Below are 23,296 nucleotides of genomic sequence, written 5' to 3' on the forward strand. Positions count from 1 at the left end.
GCTTTTTTTCTAGAACGGTGTTAGAGTATTTTTTATAGAACGATGTTCTAGAAAGGAGTTTTAAATTTTGAAAACAAAAGTAGAAACAAAAGAATTTTCTTTAAAGGCGGTTTTACCATCAATATTAACGGTTGCCCTGGCGATGTTGTTAACAATGATGGATACAACAATTATGAATGTGGCAATACCATCATTACAACATGTTTTTTCAACCAAACTCAGTACGGTACAGTGGTCTGTAACGGGATATACGCTTGCACTAGCGGCTATTACACCAATAGCCGGATGGTTATCTGACCGATTTAGTGCAAAGCGCGTTATCTTTTTGGCAATTGTATGGTTTACTATATTTTCCGTTCTTTGTTCAATGTCGCAATCAATTGAAATGTTGATTGTATTCCGTTGTTTACAAGGAATGGCAGGTGGTTTAGTTGGACCAATCGGTATGGCAGAATCTTGGAAATTAGTACCAGCTGATAAACGTGGTTCGTTAATGGCATTATTGGGCTTACCAATGGTAATCGCACCAATTGCAGGGCCTGTTTTAGCCGGATGGTTATTGAGTTATGCGAGTTGGCATGCCATTTTTTATATTAATTTACCAATCGGTATTATTGCGGCAATTTGCGTGCTAAAGTATTTACCAAAAAGAGAATTAATTAAAAATGAACGTCTAGATATTTTTGGTGCGCTACTTTCGCCTTCAGCGTTCGTAACATTAATTTATGGGGTTCATCGTTTAGGAGACCATGCATTAACGGATTGGACAACGACATCAATATTGTTAATTGGTATTACTTTATTGCTTTCATTTATTTATGTTGAACTCAAGCAAGACCATCCTTTAATGGCATTAAGTGCATTTAAGGTTGATCGCTTTAGAAGAGGAATTTTAGTTAGTTGGTTAAATCAAATTGTATTATTTGGGGCAACCTTGTTAATCCCTCTTTTCTTGCAGACAGCTAAAGGATTTTCCCCTTTGCATGCTGGCGAAATGATTGCACCGCAGGCACTCGCCTCATTTGTAGGGATGTTTATCGGTGGTCAATTATTTGATCGTTGGGGAGTTAGGGCTGCCGCTTTACCCGGAATTGGCTTAATGTTTATTGGAATTATTCGTTTAACACAACTAACATTACAAACGGATACAACAACATTGTTAATCACAATTGCTATTTTAGGACTAGGACAAGGAATGACAATGATGCAGATTAGTACTTATAATCTTGGTTCTGCACCAAAGGCTGTTGTTTCGAGACTAACACCTTTAATTAATTCAGCAATGCAAATTATTAATTCCTTAGCAGTTGTTTGGTTAACAAATGTCTTAAGTAAAAATTTAGTTAGTGAAGCTAAAACGGCGACTGCTGCTACGTTTGAAAATCATGTGGTATTAGCATATGGACAAACATTTACGATGTTATTAGGGATACTAGCGCTCAGTTTTATTGTAACGATAACTTTGAATAAAGTTAAAAAATAAAATAATATTAAAAACACAATATTAATCATTAAATATAGTGATTAGTATTGTGTTTTGCTTTATGTAAAATTTATTATAGACGTAATATATTTTATAATGGTTATTGATAGCGCTTTATAAGCGTAACTGATAAAATTGAAGCATAAACTGAAAAGGGGTAATACAATGAAAATGATTAATTTGGGTGGAAGTAATCTTCAAGTATCATCTGTCGGGTTAGGCTGTATGCGTATGCCAGAATTGTCGACGAGACAAGCTGCAGAAATGATTCAAACGGCGGCTGATCATGGTATTAATTTCTTTGATCATGCAGACATTTATGGAGCAGGAAAAGCTGAAGAAGTTTTTGCAGCGGGTTTCTCTGAAACGGAACTTTCACGTGAAGATATAATTCTTCAATCAAAATGTGGTATTGTGCCAGGGTTAGAATATAATTTTACAGCAGAACATATCGAAAAAAGTGTTGATGGCATTTTAAAACGATTAAATACAGAATATATTGATAGTTTATTGTTACATAGACCCGATACGTTGATGGAGCCTGAAGCGATTGCTCGCGTATTCGAAAAACTACAAGCATCTGGTAAGGTTCGTAATTTTGGGGTAAGTAATTTTTATCCGGGACAAGTTGATTTGTTACAACAAGCCTTGGATATGAAGTTATTGGTAAACCAACTTCAATTTGGCGTGATGCATACTGGAATGATTGATTTGGGAACAAACGTGAATATGGTCAATGATGCTGGAATTAATCGTGACGGCGGAATTTTAGAATATTCACGTCTTAAAAAGATGACAATTCAAGCATGGTCACCGTTCCAATACGGTTTCTTTGAAGGCACATTTCTAGATAATCCTAAGTTTGCTGAATTGAATGAAGTGTTGAATCGCTTAGCTAGAGAAAAGAATTCAACAAACACAGGTATTGCGACTGCATTCATTCTACGTCATCCTGCAAAAATGCAAGTAATCGCGGGGACAATGAATCCAAAACGTATTACGGAAATCACAGATGCCACTGAAATTGAATTAACGCATCAAGAATGGTACGAAATTTATCGCGCAGCGGGTAATAAGTTACCATAAAAAAAGTATATGATAAATTAAAAAAGTAGAGTTCGCATCTAAGTTAGATGTGAACTCTACTTTTTACAATATTTATATTATAATAATAAAAATTTATACGGATGAATATAAGAGCGATTATTTATTAAAATTACTTTCGTGAGCTACTTGATATGGTAAGATAATGATAAATGGGTGGTGGAAAACATGGAGAATAAGTACGAACATGTTTATCGTGAAATTAAAGATAAAATTATAGCAGGCGAATTTGATATTAATGATAAGTTAATGACGGAATCTGAACTAATGGTCGCGTATTCGGTAAGTCGTTATACAATTAGAAGGGCGATTGGCGATTTAGAAAGCGCGGGTTATGTCTATCGTATCCAAGGTGGCGGTATCTTTGTTAATGACTGGCATACTGGTAAAAAAATAACGCAAAATAATAATAAAATGATTGGCGTTGTTACAACGCACATTGCTGACTATATTTTCCCAAACATCATCACGGGGATCGACCGGGTTATCTCGGAAGAAGGGTATACAATTATTTTAAGTAATACTCTGGATACTCCAGACAGGGAAAGAACCAGCCTTTTAAAGATGTTGGAGATGGACTTATCTGGATTGATTATTGAGCCAACGCAGAGCGCACTGGTTAACAAAAATAAAGATTTATATGAAAAAATATTAGAACTTAAAATACCAACGCTCTTCATTAACGCGCATTATGAAGATATTAACATTCCGTACTTGGAGTTAAATGACTTCAACGGCAGCGAGTTAGAAACAGAGCATTTGATAAAAAATGGGCATGAAAAAATATTAGGTGTTTTTAAGGTTGATGATAAACAAGGGTTACTACGAATGAACGGTTTTGTTCAGGCATATATGGAACATGCTAATAGTTCATATCAAAGTGAAATATTGATGTATCGGTCAACGGATCCCTTGCAAAATATTTATCAAAAAATTGAAAAAATATTACACCGTTCTGACAGACCGACTGCAATTGTTTGCTACAATGACCAATTAGCCATTAAATTAATGGATATCGTAAAATCAATGGATATGGAGATTCCAGAAGACGTTTCTATTGTTGGTTTTGATGATTATCAGTTATCAAAATATATGTCACCAAAGTTAACGACAATTAGGCACCCTAAAGAAAAGATGGGACGTCAAGCTGCTAAAATGTTGTTAGAGATGATAAGAGGTAAGAATACAAAGATTGAATCAGTTGTATATGAGGCTAAATTAGTTAGCCGAGAAAGCGTTAAAAACCGGAATAAATAGTTAATAAGTTGTCTAGCATTTAGGCAACTTATTTTTTTATTTCTAAAAATTCATACGAATAAATAAAAAACATGTTGATTTATTCGTATGAATGTGAGAAGATGACCTTGTTATAAAAATGGAAGCGCTTTTAAAGGTGCTTGGTTCAAAGCAATTTTTCGGGTAATAACTGGAAGACAATAAAATTTGGAGGCGGCATATGCAAAAAGAAAAGAAAATATCTAGTAAGTTTATTTACTTTTTTGGATCATTTGGTGGAATTTTGTTCGGATACGATATCGGGGTTATGACAGGAGCGTTACCTTTCTTACAAAAAGATTGGGCACTTCAAAATAGTGCTGGTACTGTTGGGTGGATCACTTCAGGAGTTATGTTTGGTGCCATCTTTGGTGGTGCGCTAGCAGGAAAACTGTCAGATAAGTTAGGCCGACGAAAAATGATTCTGATGTCAGCCGTTGTATTCGTTATTGGGTCATTGCTTGCATCATTCTCACCTAATAACGGACAGATGTATTTAATAATTGTCCGCATTTTCTTAGGACTAGCAGTTGGTGCTTCATCAGCATTGGTACCAGCTTACATGTCAGAAATGTCTCCTGCTAGATTACGGGGACGACTTTCGGGGATTAATCAAACAATGATTGTTTCAGGAATGTTGCTTTCATATATTATGGATTTCCTATTAAAAGATTTACCTGAAGCATGGGCATGGCGCGTTATGCTCGGACTGGCAGCAGTTCCAGCGGTTGTCTTATATATGGGAGTTTCACGTTTACCAGAATCACCTCGTTTCTTGGTTAAAATAAATAAAGTTGATGAGGCACGCCAAGTATTAACTTGGATTCGCCCAGAAAATGAAGTTGAACAAGAATTAGCAGATATTCAGACAACTGCCGGCGAAGAGAGCCATATTGAAAAAACGTCAATGGTTCAATTGTTCACAGGAAAATATCGTTACCTAGTTATGGCCGGTGTCGGTGTTGCGGCATTCCAACAATTCCAAGGTGCTAACGCAATTTTCTACTATATCCCATTAATTGTTGAAAAGGCAACGGGTAATGCGGCAAGTTCAGCATTAATGTGGCCAATCATCCAAGGAATTATCCTTGTTTTGGGATCACTCTTGTTCTTAGTTATTGCAGATAAATTTAAACGCCGTACTCTTTTAATTCTTGGTGGGTTGGTCATGGGATTATCATTTATCCTACCAACGATTATTAATATGGTAGTACCAAACACAAGTCCTATGATGATTGTTGTCTTCTTATGTATCTACGTTGCATTCTACTCATTCACATGGGCACCACTTACATGGGTATTGGTTGGTGAATTATTCCCATTAGCCGTTCGTGGAAGCGCTTCAGGAATTGCGTCTTCGGCTAACTGGATTGGTTCATTCTTGGTAGGACTATTGTTCCCTATCATGACGGCCTCGATGCCACAAGATGCCGTGTTCGCAATCTTCGGAGTTATCTGTTTATTGGGTGTCCTATTCATTCGTTTCTTTGTTCCAGAAACACGTGGTCGTTCATTGGAAGAAATTGAAGAAGAAGGAACAAAAAAAACAAGTAACTAACAAGCTAGGAGGACGATTAATATGGATTTAGTAAAAACATCTCAAGCGGTAAAAAATGGTCAAGTTTCATTGGGAATCGAATTAGGATCAACGCGGATTAAAGCCGTGCTGGTGACGGATGACTTTAAAACAATAGCGACAGGAAGTTTTAATTGGGAAAACCAACTGGAAGGTGGTCTTTGGACCTACTCGCTTGAACAAGTTTGGCTGGGAATCCAAACAAGTTATAGACAAATGGCTGCAAATGTTCAAAGTAAATATCATGAACCTTTAACGAAAATTGATTCGATTGGTGTCAGTGCTATGATGCACGGGTACCTCGTTTTTTCAGAAAAAGATGACTTATTGGTACCTTTTAGAACATGGCGAAATAACAATACAGAGCAATCGGCTGATGAATTAACGGAATTATTGAACTTTAATATCCCACAACGTTGGAGCATTGCGCATCTTTATCAGGCCGTTTTAAATGACGAAACGCATGTCAATGACATTAGTCATTTAGAAACCTTGGCTAGTTACGTTCATTATAAATTATCTGGTAAAAAAGTTATCGGAATTGGGGATGCTTCTGGCATCTTCCCAATTGATGAAAAAACGGGTACTTACTCAGCTGATTTATTAGATAAATTTAGTGACATTAAAAAAGTTGTTGGATACGACTGGAATGTTAAAGATATTTTACCAACCGTTTTAAGAGCTGGAGAAAATGCAGGTTCGTTAACGGATGAAGGGGCTAAACTACTTGATGCTAGTGGTAAATTAGAGAGCGGTAGTTTGATGGCACCTCCTGAAGGGGACGCTGGTACAGGGATGGTTGGAACAAATAGTGTCCGTAAACGAACGGGTAATATCTCGGTCGGAACGTCAGCTTTCTCGATGACTGTTCTTGATGCTCCAATGAAAAAAGTTTATAAAGATATCGATATCGTGACAACACCAAGTGGTGCACCAGTTGCGATGGTTCATGTCAATAATAGCTCTTCAGATATTAATGCATGGGTATCTATTTTCGGCGAGTTTGCAGCAAAACTAGGCGTTCAATTAACACCGGATCAGTTGTATGAACGATTGTTCTTAGAATCAACTCATGCAGATGCAGATGCTGGTGGTTTGATTAATTATAGTTACCTATCTGGTGAAAATATTACGCATATGTCGGAAGGACGGCCATTATTTGTTCGGACACCTAATAGTCATTTTACGTTACCTAACTTCATTCAAACACAATTATATGCGGCGTTTGCGCCTCTTAAAATTGGAATGGATATTTTAAGTCAGGAAGAACACATCCAAACTGACGTTATGATTGCTCAAGGCGGAATTTTGAAAACAGCCGTTGTTGGACAGCAAGTATTAGCTAACACGCTGAATATTCCAATTACTGTCATGAGCACAGCCGGTGAGGGTGGACCTTGGGGAATGGCAGTCTTAGCCATTTTCGCTAAGAGAAATAACAACGGCCAAAGTTTAGAGGATTTCTTGGATCACGAGGTCTTTGTGGATCCAGAAAGCATGACATTGAGTCCTGAACCTGAAGGGGTAGAGGGTTACAACAAATTTATATCTAGGTATGAAGCCGGCTTACCTGTTGAGTCAGAAGCCATAAAAACAATTAAGGAAGAAAAGAGGAACGAGTAATATGTTAGAAAAGCTTAAACAAGAAGTGTACGACGCTAACATGCTGTTACCTAAGTACAACTTAATTACCTTTACCTGGGGTAACGTGAGTGGGATTGACCGTGAAAAAGGGTTGTTCGTCATCAAACCATCTGGTGTTGATTACGATGACCTAAAACCTTCAGATATGGTCGTCGTTGATTTACAAGGTAAAAAAATTGAAGGTGATATGAATCCTTCGAGTGATACGGAAACGCATCGGATTCTATATAACAACTTCCCTAATATTAAAGGGGTTGTTCATACACATTCACCTTGGGCCGTTTCATTTGCACAAGCAGGATTAGATATCCCGGCTGCCGGGACAACACATGCGGATACATTTTATGGCTCAGTTCCAGCAAGTCGTATCATGAATGAAGCCGAAGTTGTGACAGAGTACGAAAAACAAACAGGTGATGTAATCGTTGAGACGTTTAAAAAACGAAACCTCGATCCAGATCAAATTCCAGCTGTGCTAGTTAATGATCATGGCCCATTTACGTGGGGAACATCGGCTTCAGACGCTGTTCATAATGCGGTTGTTTTAGAGGAAGTTGCAAAAATGACTTATCATTCATTGCAGTTAAATCCGCACGCAATTGATATGCCACAGTATTTATTGGATAAACATTTTTTAAGAAAACATGGTAAAAATGCTTATTATGGTCAAATTAAACATTAGTATACGATTTTAAAAAATAAGAAACTATTAGGAGGAATTATATTATGTTAAAAGTTAGTGAAAAAGAATTTTGGTTCGTTGTCGGTAGTCAAGGTTTATACGGTCAAGACGTTTTAGACGTTGTTAAGAGCGATGCAGAAAAAATCATTGAGAATTTAAATGCTAGTGGTTCGCTTCCATACAAAATTATTTTTAAAGAAGTCGCAACAACTGCTGAAGTCATTACTCAAATTATGAAAGAAGCAAACTTTGAAGATAAAGTTGCGGGTGTGATTACTTGGATGCATACATTCTCTCCTGCTAAAAACTGGATTCGCGGAACAAAATTATTACAAAAACCATTATTGCATTTGGCAACACAATTTGGTGAAAATATTCCTTGGTCAACAATTGATATGGATTATATGAATACTAACCAAAGTGCCCATGGGGATCGTGAATATGGCTTTATCAACGCGCGTCTTCAAAAACACAATAAAATTGTTGTTGGTTACTGGAAAGACGAAAAAGTTCAATCACAAATTGTTGACTGGATGGATGTTGCCGTAGCTTATGGTGAAAGTTTCAACATTAAAGTTGCTCGTTTTGGCGATAATATGCGTAATGTTGCCGTTACAGACGGTGATAAAGTTGAAGCACAAATCAAATTTGGCTGGACTGTTGATTACTTTGGTATTGGTGATAATGATCCTGCATTCTTTGAAGATCATGTTAAAGAACAGATTAGAATTGAAATTGCTTTACGCAAATTTATGGAACGTGGCGGATACACAGCATTTACATCTAACTTCGAAGATCTTTGGGGCATGAAACAATTACCAGGGATGGCCGTTCAACGCTTGAACGCCGAAGGTTATGGATTTGCTGGTGAAGGTGACTGGAAGACTGCCGCAATTGATCGCTTAATCAAGATTATGGCACACAATAAATTAACTGGATTTATGGAAGACTACACATATGATTTACGTGCAGGACATGAAGAAATCCTTGGTTCACATATGCTTGAAGTTGATCCTACATTGGCTTCAACAAAACCTCGTGTGGAAGTACATCCATTAGGAATTGGTGACCGTGAAGATCCAGCTCGTTTGATTTTTGATGGTTCAGATGGTCATGGTGTTGTTATTTCAATGTCTGATTTTGGTACAGAATATAAATTACTCATCAATTCAGTTGATGGATCAAAACCAGAAGTTGAGGCACCTCATTTACCAGTAGCTCGTCAATTATGGGTTCCAGAACCTGGCTTCCATGAAGGTATCCACTCATGGATTGAAAATGGTGGTGGTCATCATACTGTTATTTCAATGAATGTTAAGGAACAACAAGTTGTTGATCTTGCTAAAATGTTTGATGTTGAATATGTTGAAATTAAGAAATAGTTAGAATCTAAAGGATATCACTTTTGAAGTGATATCCTTTTTTAGTTCAATGAATCATGAAATTACGGAGCCGTGAGTAAATAATTATTTGATATTATCTCTCTTGTTGAGCTATGATAAATATAGAATTTAACAAAGAGTGAGGCGTATGTATGTCCATTTATTTAGAAATACCACAGTTAAATAAAGAATTTCCGTTTCAGATACTAGTTAATGAGGGAGATATTTTAACAACTCCTCACTGGCACCGTGAAATGGAACTAATATATGTATCTAAAGGGACGATTAATTTAGGTATAAATGATCAACCCTTTACCATATCCGAAGGGGAAATTGTATTTATTAATGGCGGAGATTTACATTATGTTTTGGCATCTCCGGGGAGTAAGCGAATCGTTTATCAATTTGATTTAAATCTATTCTTAAACTTAACGGAAGATGATTTAGATTTAAAAAATATATTTAATAAAATTCCACCATTAGGAAAAAATTGGAATGGAAATCAAGAGAAAGTAAGTCTGTTACTGAAAGAAATATATAATGAAAATGAGAATCATCCTCGAGGATATATGTTAAAAATTAAGGCTAATCTTTTTGAAATGATTTTAATTTTTATTCGAGATATTACCTTAGAAAAAGTGGACAGGCACCAGTTGAGACGAAGGGTACGAAGTGAAGAAATACTTGTGAAATTGGATCAAATTTTCAAATTCGTGGAACAAAAATATACGGAGCGTATCACGCTTGAAGAAGTATCAGCTGCAATGGGGTACAGTCAATTTTATTTCACAAAATTTTTTAAAAAGAATACTGGTAAAACTTTTATGACGTTTCTAAATGATTATAGGATTGATAAAGCCAAGTGGTTATTAGTGAAAACGTCATTAAGCGTTTCTGAAATAATTTCAGAAGTAGGGTTTGAGAGTGATAAAACGTTCTACAGACTCTTTAAACTGTCAATGGGAATGGCACCTTTAGACTATCGAAAAAGAATGCAACCAAATATGGAAGATATTTAAATTCTAGGTAATAGAATTTAAATGTCTTTTTTTATATGACAATTTTTGAGAATATGAAAGCAGTTACACGGGAATGAAAGCGATTTATCATCGTATATAATCAGTTTATAGATATCTGCAGTAATATAAAACAACTAGTCAGTAGCTGGTTTTGAGAGAGGAAAGATAAAGTAGAATGAAGTTAAGTGAAGATTTTTTATGGGGTGGCGCAATTTCCGCATCACAAACAGAAGGTAACTATCTGGCTGATGGAAAACGACCTTCCAATTTTGATCAATTGCCACTGAATAATCAAAGATTAAAACCGGTGTTTAAAGAAGATAATGATAATATTTTGAAAAATCAAAAAGATGAAATTTTTCCAGGTAGATTTGGAATTGATTTCTATCACACCTATAAAAAAGATATAGAACTTCTAAGCGAATTAGGTATTAATAGTTTTAGGTTTTCAATTTCTTGGTCACGTCTTTTCCCAACGGGTGAGGAGAAGGAACCAAATAAAGTTGGACTAGCATTTTACGATGATATTGTTACAGAATTAGAAAAATATAAAATCGAACCAATTATTACTATTAGTCATTTTGAAATTCCGATGCATCTTGTTGAAGCGTACAACGGGTGGGAGGATCGACGTGTCGTTGATTTTTATGTACATTATGCAAAATGTTTAATGGAACATTTTAACAATCGAATTAAATATTGGATTCCATTCAATGAAATGAATATGGTATTGCATATTCCATTTGTTGGCGGGGGTATTCAATTTTCAGAAAAAAGAAATAATCTTGAGATACAATATCAGGCGGCACATCATCAATTATTAGCCAATGCGCTAACCGTTTCGATTGGGAAAAAAATAAATTCTGAATTTTCATTTGGAACAATGTTGGCAGCTGGTAAAACATATGCATATACATGTAAACCGGAAGACGTCTTTGCTTCATTGAAAAGTGATCGAGATAATTTATTTTTTGCGGATGTTCAAGTTTTCGGTGAATACCCCACCTATACAGAGCACTTCTTCGAAGAGAAGAACATTAAAATTAAAATGGCAGTTGAAGATAAAAAAATTTTAAAAGAAAACACTGTAGATTTTGTATCATTTAGTTATTATTCGAGCGCATGTACTTCAGCCGATGAAGAGGGACTCGAGACGGTAGCAACCAATGGATTTAATACGCTTAAAAATCCATATCTTCCAAAGAGTACTAGTGTTTGGCAGAATGATCCACTTGGACTAAGAATTACATTGAATCAATTGTATGATCGCTATAGGTTACCTTTATTTATTGTTGAAAATGGTTTAGGAACACAGGATATTTTGGAAGACGGTAAAGTAAACGATGATTACCGTATTAACTATTTGAACGAGCATATTAAGAATTTAGTACTCGCCGTTCAACAAGATGGCATTCCATTAATGGGGTATTTAATGTGGGGGATTATCGACTTAACAAGTGTGAGTGAAGGACGTATTAGTAAACGTTATGGCGTTTTATATGTTGATCAAGATGATGAAGGTCATGGGAGTCATGAACGATATAAAAAAGAAAGTTTCTATTTCTATCAAAAAGTTATTGCTTCTAAGGGGTTATCAGTCTTTGAATAAAATAAAAGGAGTGTTTTAGATATGGGTAAACCACAGGAATATGATGAATTAGCTAAATCAATAATTGGTAAGTTGGGAGGACAACAAAATATTAATTCCGTTGTCCATTGTGCCACCCGTTTACGATTTAATCTGAAAGATGACGCTAAAGTTGATGAAGAAGGATTGAAGAAAACGGAAGGCGTTGTTGGGGTAAATCCAACGCCGACCCAGTATCAAGTGATTATTGGTAGTTACGTCGATAAAGTTTGTGATGCAGTATTGCGCCAAGATATTACTAACGGAGATAAAGAAATTGATTCTTCGAATCAATCACAAAAGAATAACGATTCACAAAAAAATGAGAGTTCCGTTTTTAATCGTATTGTGGATACCATTACGGGTTGTATGACGCCAATGATTCCAGCTTTAACGGCGGCCGGAATGATTAAAGTAATTTTATCGTTAAGTCTAACTTTTCATTGGATGGCTAATACGTCAAGTACTTATCGAATTTTAGATTTAATTGGTGATGGGGCCTTCTATTTTATGCCTCTTTTACTAGCGATATTTGCTTCACGAAAATTTAATGTAAATACGTCAATTGCAGTAATTGTTGTAGGTGTTTTCTTACATCCTAACTTCACAACGTGGGTTACTTCTGGCGATCCTATTTCCTTTATTGGTGTACCAATTCAAGGAGTTAGTTATGCTGCATCTGTTATTCCGGCGTTATTAACAGTTTGGCTAATGTCCTACATTGAAAAAGGTGTCGATAAAATCACACCTAAATCGCTTAAAATTATTCTTAATCCAACATTAGTTTTATTAATCACTGCGCCTCTTGCTTTAATTATCGTTGGACCTTTAGGAAATTACGCAGGTTTAGGACTTGCATGGTTTATCAAATTGTTATCGGGTCAATTAGGATTTGTTATGGTTGCTTTGCTCGCGGCCGGGATGCCATTTATTGTGATGACGGGAATGCATCATGCGTTAACACCCATTTTTGTTGCATCATTTGCAGCTACGGGGACAGAGTCTTTGATTCTAGTAGCTCAAATTTGTGCAAATCTAGCCCAAAGTGGCGCAACAATGGCAATGGCCATTTTAACGAAAGATAAATCTGAAAAATCATTACGAACTGCAGCAGGAGTATCTGCGTTAATGGGTATTACGGAGCCCGCATTATATGGGGTCACCATGAAAAATCGCAAATCATTAATTGCGGCGGTTATCAGTGCCGGAATATCGGGATGTTTCGCCGGTATTTTACACGTTACTTTATATGTACCACAAAATAGTATTATGGCAATCTTAGGTTTTTCTGGAAACAAAGGCGCCGCTAATGTAATTGCTGGTGTCTTAATGATGCTATTGTCCATCACTTTATCATTTATTTTAACGATTATTTTACAAACGAAAGATGCGAAAAAAGCGAATAATTAAGACTACTGAAAGGATCATTCAAGATGAAAAACGATTTTTTATTACAAATGTCTGACATTCAAAATACAACTCCAGAATATATGGAAACATTATTTACTTTGAGTAATGGCCATATGGGATTGCGTGGGTCTGACCTTATTCAAGATATCCATAAGACTGGGAATCCCGGTACTTTTGTAAATGGATTTTATGAAAAAAAACCAATTATCTATGGGGAATGGGCCTATGGATATGCAGAAAATCATCAGACAATTATTAAACTACCAGATATTCGAGGTATCATTCTGACTGTGAACGGACATCGATCTGATGAAGAAGAGTGGATGATTAAAAAAGATACTTTTATGTTGAATATGGCTAAAGGGTTAATTGAAGAAAGTTATCAGATCCAAACGATAAACGGCGAATCATTCAGATTTTCTGCGGAATCATTTACTTCATTTGAACATTCTGAAATTTATACAAGTAAATATACCATTTCTGATTCCAATTTTAGCGGAGAAATTGTTATTGAAAAAGATTTAAGCGTAAATAAAAAAAGTGATCATCATTCTGAAGTTGATGACCCACGTGTTGCTAGTATGAAAAGTGATTTAACTGTAGAAAAATATGATGAGCGGCTCGAACAATTAAAGACGCACAAAAGTCAGCAAAGCATATTATTTGGACAGGTCAATTTAGTAAATGGTAAAGCTAATTATAAAAGTTTGATATTAGATATTAAAAAAAATGAAAAAATGACTGGTTATAATTTTGTGATTGTTTCTGAAATTCTAAAACAGACAAAGGATAGACCGGCAATTAATGAATTAAATCGGCTGATAAATGATCTTGAGTATGAGCTCTTGTTAAAAAAACAAGAAGAATATTTTAATGAATTTTGGGCCGTTAGTGACATTGAACTATCAGGTCAAGATAAATTACAAAAAGGTATTCGATTTAATCTTTTTCAACTTTTTCAAAATGCTGGAAGAAATAGTACGACGAACTTCGCTGCAAAAGGGTTGACAGGAGAAGGATATGAGGGCCATTATTTCTGGGATACGGAGATGTATATATTACCATTTTTTATTTATACACAGCCTGATATTGCAAAATCATTACTAACTTATAGAAGTTATGTGTTACCACAGGCAAAGAAACGTGCGGAAAAATTACATCAAAAAGGAGCATTATTTGCATGGCGAACAATTGACGGAGATGAAGCTAGTGCTTACTATCCAGCTGGAACGGCCCAGGTTCATATTAATGCAGACATTAGCCATGCTTTCCAATTATATGAACGGGTTACAGGTGATCATCAGTTTATGAAGGAAACTGGTGCTGAGGTAGTTTTTGAAACAGCTCGTTTTTGGTTATCGTTTGGCCATTTTGGTAATAAAGAGGGTCAACGACAATTTTGTATTGATGGTGTAACAGGCCCAGATGAATATACAGCGTTGGTCAACAACAATTATTATACTAATAAAATGGCACAAAGTAATTTAAGCTATGCCGTTGAACTTGCAGGACAATATCCAGAAATGATAACAGAATTTGAAAACAGTCAATGGCAAGATGCTGCCCGAAATATGTACTTACCTTATGATGAGAAAAAACAAATTATTAAACAGGATGATTCGTTTTTAGATAAGGAAGTATGGCCATTTGAAGAGACCCCAAAAGAGAATTATCCATTGTTGTTGCATTATCATCCAATGATTATTTACAAATATCAAGTAAGTAAACAGGCAGACGGATTATTGGCACCGTTATTATTCCCCAATGATTATGATAAAGAACAAATTATTCGTGACTATAATTACTATGAGGGCGTAACAACACATGATTCATCGTTATCGCGTTCTGTATTTAGTATCTTAGCTAGTCGGACAGGACAAAAGAAAAAGGCATATAACTATTTTATGGATACGGCTTTAATGGATATCGTAGATCTACAAGGAAATGCTAAAGATGGTGTCCATGCTGCTAATATGGGTGGAAGCTGGCTGAGTTTAATCTACGGGTTTGCGGGGTTATCCTATCAGGGTTCAGATTTAATTATTGAAAATAATTTACCAGACGAAATCTCAAATTTGGCATTTACACTGAATTTACGGGGAAACCTTATTAAAATCTATTTGGATAATTGCAAAGTGAGGGGAAAAATTATACAAAAGGGCAAGTTTATTCAACTAGAAGAACTGGATAATCAGTTGATCGTCAGGTTCAACAAATAGAAAAGTGAGGATTTATATATGTTTAAGGGCGTTTTGTTTGATTTGGATGGTATTTTGACAGATACGGCTGAGTATCATTACCGGGCTTGGAAAAAGTTAGGGCAAGAAATTGGAATTCCGATTGACCGTAAATTTAATGAGCAATTGAAAGGTGTTAGCCGAAACGATTCTTTGAAATTATTGTTAGAAAAAGCTGATCGAGTTGGAGAGTACAACTCTGAAAGATTGCAGGAACTAGCAACTTGTAAAAATAATTATTATCTTGAAATGATTAAGAACATTGGACCAGAAGATGTTTATCCGGGGATTTTAACATTACTTAAAGAACTTAAAGGACACGGAATTAAAGTATCGTTAGCGTCAGCTAGTAAAAATGGGCCATTGCTACTAGGCCTTTTGAAATTAAATTCTTTTTTTGACGGGATAGCAGATCCTGAAAAAATTGCGTTTGGCAAACCAAAACCTGATATTTTTTTACTGGCTGCTAAAAATATAAATGTAAGAGCAGAAGAGTGTATTGGTATTGAAGATGCAATTGCGGGTGTTCAAGCAATTCAATCAAGCGGTGCAATGCCAATCGGGGTAGGTAAAACATCTGAGTTAGGAGATAAATTAAACATTGTTCCGACAACAGAGAAATTAACTTATGATTATTTGGTATCAAAATGGGAAGATTTATTTAAAGTTGTATAAATGCGTGGTTACAGTGAATTTAGTCAACTGAAAACGAGTTATGCAAACTAAATCAGTGTTGAGTAGAAGCAAAAAAAGCACACTATGGTGATTAGACTTTATGTCTAATTGCTATAGTGTACTTTTATTTAGAATGAGTAATTTTATAAGTCGTTATCAACAATACTTTCAAGTGTCGTTGTTGAAGGGATGAAGAATAAATTCCCTGTTTCAGCTGTACTGAAATCTAACAAACGGTCACTTTTACTTTCGAACATATTAATTAACATTCTGTTAGTTACTGCAAAATGACGTGCGTAACCAATGAAGTATGTTCCCGTAATATCTTTACCGGGTTCTGAGAAAGGTACGTTCATGCGGACAATTTTATGTTCGATGCCGTCCTTCATATCTTGCGATGCAACGTTATGAGAATTTGGTAACTTCTCTTCATCAGCTAGTTCTAAGTCAGAATCTTTCTTACGGCCAATTGCTTTTTCTTGGTCTTCCGTTTTTAAGGCATTCCAAGCAGTCATATCATGGCGATATTTTTGAGCAAAGGCATAAGATCCATTTGTAAATTCAGGATCTTCATCGCCAATTACAGCGTAATCCAGCGCTTCATTTACGTCTGGATTTTCAGTACCATCGATGAAACCAATGACGGCGCGACCTTCGAAGTAACGGAAGCCATGCGTTTCGTCTTCAACGGTTGTAGCGTCTTTAATGAAAAGCATAAATTGAGCCATAACTTCGTAGACAACTGCACTTTCGCCAGCTCGAACATGGAAGAATAAATCTCCTGGTGTTGAAATTGCCGTATATTTTGGACCTACAATCTCTTTGAAGCGAATGAGTTCCATAGGTTTGATGGCATCTGGGAAAAGATAATCCCAAGCGTCTGAACCAAATCCAAAGGCGATCTTTAAATCGGCTTTTGGATAACGAACATTCATACTACGAATGATTGCTGGAATTCGGTCAGCTAATTCTTGAACGGCTGCTAATTCAGCTTTTTGATCCTTGTGATTTAAGTTTAAAATTGTAAAATTGACGTTTTCGCCTACATCTTTATATACATCCTGTGTTAATTTTTCAGTGACTGTCATAAGTCATGCCTCCTATAAATTAATTTTCTTTAACGATAACAACCATTTTACCAGCGGTACGAGGCAAATCTAATTGTTTATGAGATTCAATAATATCAGCTAAAGTAAATTTGTACTTCTTGGCAATTTTAATTTCTAATTCATCTTGCATCATTAAATCTGTTAAGAATTTTAATGCATCATTATCTTTTAGTTCTTTAACACTCTCAACTTGGTAGTAATCTGCAAGAGGTTTTTCTTTTTGCATGGCTTCGGTTGGAACATCAATCAACGATACCATTCGGCCGTTTGGTTTTAAGGCCTTAACGCCAACTTCGCTAGCGCGGCCGCCGAGTGTTGCATCAACAACGATATCGGCCATGTCTTTAAATGTTTCGCCAGGATTTTCTTTATCATAAGCGCTATACTGGTCTGCCCCTAATCGACGAACATAGTCTTCGTTAGCACTTGAACCACTAGCAAGAACCGTTAGTTCCATTAGTTTAGCAAGTTGAACTAGAACCATACCGACACTTCCGGATGCACCCTCGATAAAAATCGTTTCGCCAGCTCTTGCTTTTGCGAAAAACGTTAAAATATTATACGCAGCAATACCAGGAGTTGGTAAACCAGCAGCCTCGGCGAGCGTAATATTATCAGGTCGGATAGCAATGTGAGACGTAAATGCGATAAGTTCTTCTGCATAACCCCCAAAACCTTTGTGTACAACAACGGCATCCCCAACGCTAAAATTGTCTACTTTATCGCCAATCTCAGTAATAATCCCGGTTACATCCCCACCAGGAACAATTGGAAATGGTAGAGGCATAGAATCCTTCATGTAACCAGCACGCAGAATTGCTTCAAACGGGTTGATCCCAATGGCTTCAATTGAAACCCTAACTTGTTTTGATTTAAGTTCCGCTACCGGTTCAATTTGTAATTCTTCGAACACGTTTGCGTCACCATATTGGTTAAAACCAAATGCTTTCATAAGCATAAACCCCCTTTAAATTAAATAATGCTGTTACTAGCTATAATGTACCATATTTAGAAATAAAAGGCTTACAAAAAGCGCCAAAATAATAATTAAATATATTTTGCACAATCTATTTGACAAGGCAGCTCTTAGGATGTAGAATATCCATATTGATAAATGTTAGCGTTTCCAAAAAAATAATCAAAAGAAAGAAAGTGAGTTATTTGGAAAAATATATTTTAGCTATCGACGAAGGAACAACAAGTACCAGAGCCATTATATTTGATCATAAGGGTCAAAAAGTATCAGATGCACAGCGCGAATTTCCACAATATTTTCCTCAACCTGGTTGGGTTGAACATAACGCGAACGAGATATGGAATGCAGTCTTATCTACAATCGCAAATACATTTATTGATTCCGGGATTAAACCTAAACAAATAGCAGGAGTTGGGATTACAAACCAACGTGAAACAACGGTTATTTGGGACAAAAAAACGGGATTACCTATTTATAACGCAATCGTTTGGCAATCACGACAAACGGCCGATATTGCGGAACAATTAAAGCAAGAGGGTTACGGCGATTTAATTCACGAAAAGACAGGATTGTTGATTGATGCTTATTTCTCAGCAACTAAGATTCGTTGGATTTTAGATCACGTTGATGGTGCTCAAGAAAGAGCCGAAAAAGGTGAATTACTTTTTGGGACTATCGATACATGGTTAACTTGGAAGTTATCAGGCGATGAAACACATGTAACTGATTATTCTAATGCTAGTCGTACGATGTTATTTAACATTCATGATTTAAAATGGGATGAAGAAATCTTAAAAATTATGAATATTCCAGCAATTATGTTGCCAGAAGTTAAATCAAACTCTGAAGTTTATGGACATACAAAAGATTATCATTTTTATGGTAGTGAAGTTCCTATTTCAGGAATGGCAGGCGATCAACAAGCTGCATTGTTTGGTCAAATGGCTTTTGAACCAGGGATGGTTAAAAATACCTACGGAACGGGTTCATTTATCGTCATGAATACAGGGACAGAACCAAAATTATCTAAGAATAACTTATTGACAACAATCGGTTATGGGATTAATGGCAAAGTTTATTACGCCTTAGAAGGAAGTATTTTCGTTGCCGGATCAGCAATTCAATGGTTAAGAGATGGGATGCGTTTGGTGGAACATGCACCAGATACAGAACAGGCAGCTAAGGACTCAACAAATGATAATGAAGTTTATGTTGTTCCGGCATTTACCGGATTAGGGGCACCTTATTGGGATCCCGATGCACGAGGTTCCGTCTTTGGAATCACTCGTGGAACAACGCGTGAAGATTTCATTAAAGCAACGTTGCAATCATTAGCTTACCAAACCAGGGATGTTGTGAGAACAATGGAATTAGATACAGGTATTAAAATTCCGTTGTTAAAGGTTGATGGTGGTGCGGCTAAAAATGATTATCTGATGAATTTCCAAGCAGATATTATTAATACGCCAATTGAACGTGCACATGATCTTGAAACAACTGCTTTGGGTGCAGCATTCTTAGCTGGACTAGCTGTTGGTTACTGGAAAGATCTAGATGAACTCAAAGCTGAGTACACTGAAGGTGACGTCTTTAAACCAACGATGCCAAAAGAAGAAAGCGAAGATTTATATGCTGGTTGGCAACAAGCGGTTGAAGCAACAAGAGTTTTCAAACACAAACCAATGAAGAAAAACAATAAATAAGGGGGATACGACTATGTCATTTTCAGCAACGTCAAGAAAACAAGATATTGAACGATTAAAGAATGAAGAATTAGATTTATTAACAATTGGTGGTGGTATCACCGGTGCCGGAGTTGCGATTCAAGCAAGCGCAATGGGATTGAAAAACGGTTTAATTGAAATGCAAGATTTTGCTGAAGGAACATCATCACGCTCAACAAAATTAGTTCATGGTGGTATTCGTTATTTGAAGACATTTGATGTTGGAGTTGTTGCAGATACTGTTCAAGAACGTGCAGTCGTTCAACATATCGCACCACATATTCCACGTCCACAATCAATGTTGCTACCTATTTATGATGAACCCGGTGCAACTTTTGATATGTTCTCAGTTAAAGTTGCCATGAATTTATACGATCAATTAGCAGGCGTTGTTGATCCTCAATGGGTTAACTACACGATTTCTAAAGCAGAAGTATTACAACGCGAACCCCAATTGAAATCAGATAAATTAATGGGTGGTGGTGTCTACCTTGATTTTAAAAACAATGACTCACGTTTAGTTATTGAAAATATCAAAAAAGCACATGAAGATGGCGGATTAATGGTTAGCCGCATTAAAGCTTTAGATTTATTACATGAGAACGGTAAAATTACTGGTGTTCACGTATTAGATTTATTAACTAACGAAGAATTTGATATCCATGCTAAATATGTTATCAATACAACAGGTCCATGGTCTGACTTTATCCGTAAAATGGATACAGATGAAGACTTTGTCCCACAAATGCGTCCTACAAAAGGGGTTCATTTAGTTGTTGATTCTAAGACATTGAATGTACCACAACCAACGTATTTTGATTCTGGTAAACAAGATGGTCGTATGATCTTCGTTGTGCCAAGAGAAGATAAAACATACTTTGGAACAACAGATACTGATTTCCATGGTGATTTTGAACATCCTCGTGTAGAACAAGAAGATGCTGATTACTTACTTGATATTATTAACGAACGCTACCCAAGTGCTAACGTTAAAATTAATGATATTGAATCAAGTTGGGCTGGATTACGTCCATTAATTTCATCAAATGGAAGTTCAGATTACAATGGTGGAAACTCAGGTAAAATTAGTGAAAAGAGTTTCAACGACGTGATTGACGTTATCAAACGTTACGAAAAAGAAGAAGTCACTAAAACTGATGTTGAAGATATCTTGAATGATTTGGAAAGTACACTTTCTGAAGATAAAGTGAGTGCTTCACAAGTTTCTCGTGGAAGTTCATTAACTGTTTCAAAAGATGGTTTATTAACATTAGCTGGTGGTAAAATTACGGATTACCGTAAGATGGCTGCTGGTGCAATGGCCGCAATTACGAAGCTATTGAAAGATAATTATAGCCAAGAATTCAATCCAATTGATTCAAAGAACTTACCTGTTTCAGGTGGGGATATTGATCCTAATAACGTTGAAGCAACGATTAGTTTCTTTGCAAAACAAGGAATGGATAATGGTTTAACTGAAGAAGAAGCAACATTGTTTGCTAACTTATTCGGATCAAATGCAGCTCGTGTATTCAGCCAAATGTCACATGTTAAGGCATCAGAAGGATTATCTTTAGGTGAAATGGCAAGTCTTCATTACTCAATGGAAGAAGAAATGACATTAACACCAACGGATTACTTGATGCGTCGTACAAACCACATTCTTTTCCATCGTGATACATTAGACGCTGTTAAAGTTGGCGTAATTAATGAAATGGCAAACTTCTACAGCTGGACTAAAGAAGAAAAAGCAAAACAATCTGCAGATTTAGACGCAACAATTGCAGAATCAGACATGAGTTACTTAAAATAATCATTTAAGGTAGGGGTGAGTATGATGACAACAGATCTTACAACGCAACTTTTGGGTGAGTTTTTAGGCACAATGATTTTAGTCTTATTAGGTAATGGGGTTGTTGCTGGCGTTTCGTTACGTAAGTCAAAAGCTGAAGGTGCCGGTTGGATTGCCATTACATTAGGTTGGGGTATTGCCGTAACCTTAGGTGTTTACGCGACGGCCTTCATGGGACCAGGACACTTGAATCCGGCTGTGACTTTAGCAATGGCAATGGTTGGTAAAATTGCTTGGGCTTCTGTGTTACCTTATATGGTTGCACAAGTTGCCGGTGGTATTGTCGGTGCCTTTCTTGTGTGGGTTCAATACATGCCACATTGGAAAGAAACACAAGATTCCGCTGCAATTCTTGGATCATTTTCAACGGGTCCAGCAATTAGAAGTTATTTCAATAATTTTATCAGTGAATTAATTGGAACATTCGTCTTAGTTTACAGTTTATTAGCATTTACTAAAGGTAACTTTACGGATGGGTTAACACCAGTCGTTGTCGGTATCTTAATTGTTGGTATTGGTCTTTCACTTGGAGGATCAACAGGATACGCAATTAATCCGGCTCGTGATTTAGGCCCCCGTATTGCACATGCTATTTTACCAATCGCGAACAAAGGTGGTTCTGATTGGGCTTATAGTTGGGTACCAATCTTTGGACCATTTGCCGGTGCAATGGTAGCCGCATGGTTATTCATGGCTGTGGCATAGATTGATTGAGCACTTATTACTGATTAAATTAAAATAATTAATACCTTTTAAAAGTTGAGATTTTAGCTAACTTTTAAAAGGTATTTTTTTGTTGATAAGAAAAGGATACTTTCCATTTGAAAATAAACTGAAAACCGATTGAATATTGATAAATTATGCGTTATAATAATTTTTCAATCGTAAATATACGAATAGATTAAGCATAATAAAGGATGTGTAACAGTGACTGTATCTTACTTAAGACTGGCAACGCCAGAAGACTTACCAGCAATTACAGGAATTATTGAGGAAGCAAAGGCTTACCTTAAGGAACAAGGGATTGACCAATGGCAAGGTGCCTACCCGGCGGCGAACCATTTGGAACAAGATATTAAAGATGAATTAACTTATGTTTTAATGGTTGGAGATGAAATTGCAGGAACTGCTGCACTTTGGTTGGGAATCGATCCTATGTATCTTCATATTGAAGGCGGGGAATGGATTAATGGCCCAGAAGCTCGTTATTCGGCCATTCATCGTGTTGCCGTATCTTCAAAATTTAGAGGCCAACGTTTATCAGAAAAAATGATTTCTGGGCTTCTAACAATTGCTAGATCATTGGGTTATAAAGATGTTCGCGTGGATACGCATCCCGAGAATAAAGGGATGCAACATGTTATCACGTCAAATGGGTTTGATTATAAAGGTATCATTCACATGGAAGATGGCGACAATTCAGAACGATATGCTTACCAAATTATTTTAAAATAAGATGTTCAAGACGATAAATAAATTTGTCGTCTTTTTCTTTGCAAAAAAATCGACAAATTTAATTTT

The 23,296-nt window shown here is 36.2% G+C and carries 18 protein-coding genes; 16 read left to right on the plus strand and 2 right to left on the minus strand.

The window, feature by feature from the left end; all coding sequences use genetic code 11:
* Positions 1 to 67 precede the first annotated feature (67 nt).
* From N0K80_RS03995 to pgmB, 12 genes are all read left to right on the plus strand, one after another.
* On the plus strand, positions 68 to 1,483 hold the full coding sequence (locus tag N0K80_RS03995; protein WP_269023848.1) for an MDR family MFS transporter: 1,416 nt from the start codon (positions 68 to 70) through the stop codon (positions 1,481 to 1,483).
* Between the two features lie 165 nt (positions 1,484 to 1,648).
* Complete coding sequence (locus tag N0K80_RS04000) at positions 1,649 to 2,569, plus strand: aldo/keto reductase (protein WP_269023849.1); 921 nt, start codon at positions 1,649 to 1,651, stop codon at positions 2,567 to 2,569.
* 186 nt (positions 2,570 to 2,755) lie between these two features.
* Complete coding sequence (locus N0K80_RS04005; protein WP_269023850.1) at positions 2,756 to 3,844, plus strand: GntR family transcriptional regulator; 1,089 nt, start codon at positions 2,756 to 2,758, stop codon at positions 3,842 to 3,844.
* Positions 3,845 to 4,043: 199 nt separating this feature from the next.
* The gene (locus N0K80_RS04010; protein ID WP_112250886.1) at positions 4,044 to 5,420 is read left to right on the plus strand and encodes a sugar porter family MFS transporter; all 1,377 of its coding nucleotides are present in this window, start codon (positions 4,044 to 4,046) and stop codon (positions 5,418 to 5,420) included.
* A 21-nt stretch (positions 5,421 to 5,441) separates the two neighbouring features.
* On the plus strand, positions 5,442 to 7,061 hold the full coding sequence (locus tag N0K80_RS04015) for a xylulokinase (protein ID WP_269023851.1): 1,620 nt from the start codon (positions 5,442 to 5,444) through the stop codon (positions 7,059 to 7,061).
* Position 7,062: 1 nt separating this feature from the next.
* Positions 7,063 to 7,764: an L-ribulose-5-phosphate 4-epimerase gene (locus N0K80_RS04020; RefSeq protein WP_112250882.1), complete on the plus strand. Its 702-nt coding sequence runs from the start codon at positions 7,063 to 7,065 to the stop codon at positions 7,762 to 7,764.
* 44 nt (positions 7,765 to 7,808) lie between these two features.
* Positions 7,809 to 9,146, plus strand: coding sequence for an L-arabinose isomerase family protein (locus N0K80_RS04025; RefSeq protein WP_269023852.1), 1,338 nt, complete (start codon positions 7,809 to 7,811; stop codon positions 9,144 to 9,146).
* Between the two features lie 152 nt (positions 9,147 to 9,298).
* Positions 9,299 to 10,165: a helix-turn-helix transcriptional regulator gene (locus N0K80_RS04030; protein WP_269023853.1), complete on the plus strand. Its 867-nt coding sequence runs from the start codon at positions 9,299 to 9,301 to the stop codon at positions 10,163 to 10,165.
* A 175-nt stretch (positions 10,166 to 10,340) separates the two neighbouring features.
* Positions 10,341 to 11,774 (plus strand): family 1 glycosylhydrolase, encoded by a 1,434-nt coding sequence (locus tag N0K80_RS04035; protein ID WP_269023854.1) that lies wholly within the window; start codon positions 10,341 to 10,343, stop codon positions 11,772 to 11,774.
* Between the two features lie 21 nt (positions 11,775 to 11,795).
* Positions 11,796 to 13,202: a PTS transporter subunit EIIC gene (locus N0K80_RS04040; RefSeq protein WP_269023855.1), complete on the plus strand. Its 1,407-nt coding sequence runs from the start codon at positions 11,796 to 11,798 to the stop codon at positions 13,200 to 13,202.
* A 23-nt stretch (positions 13,203 to 13,225) separates the two neighbouring features.
* Positions 13,226 to 15,421, plus strand: coding sequence for a glycoside hydrolase family 65 protein (locus tag N0K80_RS04045; protein WP_269023856.1), 2,196 nt, complete (start codon positions 13,226 to 13,228; stop codon positions 15,419 to 15,421).
* An 18-nt stretch (positions 15,422 to 15,439) separates the two neighbouring features.
* The gene (gene pgmB, locus N0K80_RS04050) at positions 15,440 to 16,114 is read left to right on the plus strand and encodes a beta-phosphoglucomutase (RefSeq protein ID WP_269023857.1); all 675 of its coding nucleotides are present in this window, start codon (positions 15,440 to 15,442) and stop codon (positions 16,112 to 16,114) included.
* Positions 16,115 to 16,257: 143 nt separating this feature from the next.
* On the opposite strand, the gene N0K80_RS04055 is transcribed toward pgmB, so the two are convergent.
* Positions 16,258 to 17,202, minus strand: coding sequence for a Dyp-type peroxidase (locus N0K80_RS04055; protein ID WP_269023858.1), 945 nt, complete (start codon positions 17,200 to 17,202; stop codon positions 16,258 to 16,260).
* Between the two features lie 19 nt (positions 17,203 to 17,221).
* Positions 17,222 to 18,175 carry an NADP-dependent oxidoreductase gene (locus N0K80_RS04060; protein ID WP_269023859.1) on the minus strand — a complete coding sequence of 318 codons (954 nt, stop codon included), beginning with the start codon at positions 18,173 to 18,175 and terminating at the stop codon, positions 17,222 to 17,224.
* Positions 18,176 to 18,384: 209 nt separating this feature from the next.
* On the opposite strand from N0K80_RS04060, the gene glpK reads away from it, so the two are divergent.
* The 4 genes from glpK (at position 18,385) to N0K80_RS04080 (ending at position 23,230) form a co-directional block, all read left to right on the plus strand.
* Positions 18,385 to 19,902, plus strand: coding sequence for a glycerol kinase GlpK (gene glpK / locus N0K80_RS04065; protein WP_057974051.1), 1,518 nt, complete (start codon positions 18,385 to 18,387; stop codon positions 19,900 to 19,902).
* A gap of 13 nt (positions 19,903 to 19,915) precedes the next feature.
* Positions 19,916 to 21,736, plus strand: coding sequence for a type 1 glycerol-3-phosphate oxidase (glpO, locus tag N0K80_RS04070; protein WP_269008029.1), 1,821 nt, complete (start codon positions 19,916 to 19,918; stop codon positions 21,734 to 21,736).
* A 24-nt stretch (positions 21,737 to 21,760) separates the two neighbouring features.
* A complete protein-coding gene (locus N0K80_RS04075) occupies positions 21,761 to 22,480 on the plus strand; it encodes an MIP/aquaporin family protein (RefSeq protein WP_269008056.1) in 720 nt (239 codons plus the stop codon).
* Positions 22,481 to 22,702: 222 nt separating this feature from the next.
* A complete protein-coding gene (locus N0K80_RS04080; protein WP_057974048.1) occupies positions 22,703 to 23,230 on the plus strand; it encodes a GNAT family N-acetyltransferase in 528 nt (175 codons plus the stop codon).
* Positions 23,231 to 23,296 lie beyond the last annotated feature (66 nt).

This window comes from Dellaglioa carnosa (assembly GCF_026948345.1).
Lineage (GTDB): Bacteria > Bacillota > Bacilli > Lactobacillales > Lactobacillaceae > Dellaglioa > Dellaglioa algida.